The following is an 849-nucleotide window of genomic DNA, read 5'->3' as shown; positions in this document are numbered from 1 at the left end:
TCCCGAGCGCGTCTTCGCGGCGGGGAATCCGCCGGCCCACGTTCGGCGCAGCGGCGAGGAAGAGCCGTCGGCCACGCGGACGCGCTGACGGATCGGCACGTGGACGCCTTGGTGGCCGCGTTGCGGCATCCGGCCGGCGCGTTGGGGCGGGCCGCCCACTGGGGGGTGATCCTGGCGCCCGAACTCGCGGACGGGTCACGGCTGTTGGTGGCGGGTAACGGCGGCAGCGCAGCGGAGGCCCAGCACCTGACGGCCGAGCTGGTGGGGCGCTATCACGACGAGCGCCGACCGCTGTCCGCGCTGGCGCTGCACGCCGAGACCTCCAGCGTCACCGCGATCGTCAACGACTACGGCGCCGACGAGGTCTTCGCTCGGCAGGTCGAGGCGCACGGCCGTCCCGGCGACACCGTGCTGTTGCTGTCCACCAGCGGTTCGAGCCCGAACGTCGTCCGGGCGGCCCACCGGGCGCGTTCGATGGGGTTGCGAGTGTGGGCGCTGACCGGTCCCGCCCCCAACGAACTCGCGTCCGTCGCCGACGACGCGCTGTGTGTGGAGGCGGACAACACGGCGACGATCCAGGAGGTCCATCTGTTGGCGGCGCACCTGCTGTGCGAGGCGATCGACGCCACCCTCGCCGGCGCGGGGCGGCCTCGGCGGCGGACCAGGCTGGAACCCGTACGGGAGGCACTGGCGTGACATCCGTGAGCAGTGGACCCGGTTCACTCGTCGTCGTGGGCGACACCCTTTTGGACCGCGACCTCGTCGGAACGGCGACTCGCCTGTGCCCCGACGCTCCCGCGCCCGTCCTGGAGGACGTCGCCGACTACGCCCGGCCGGGCGGCGCGGGAC

The 849-nt window shown here is 73.6% G+C and carries 1 protein-coding gene and 1 pseudogene; both read left to right on the top strand.

Going from position 1 to position 849, the window contains the following annotated elements:
• Positions 1-141 precede the first annotated feature (141 nt).
• The gene (locus tag GT354_RS29135) at positions 142-696 is read left to right on the top strand and encodes an SIS domain-containing protein (RefSeq protein ID WP_237535565.1); all 555 of its coding nucleotides are present in this window, start codon (positions 142-144) and stop codon (positions 694-696) included.
• A 5-nt stretch (positions 697-701) separates the two neighbouring features.
• Positions 702-849 (top strand): annotated as a pseudogene (locus GT354_RS56675) (D-beta-D-heptose 1-phosphate adenosyltransferase); the annotation flags it as partial.

Origin of the sequence: Streptomyces sp. SID3343, assembly GCF_009865215.1 — a bacterium.
Taxonomy (GTDB): Bacteria; Actinomycetota; Actinomycetes; order Streptomycetales; family Streptomycetaceae; genus Embleya.
This window is presented reverse-complemented; position numbering and strand designations above follow the sequence as displayed.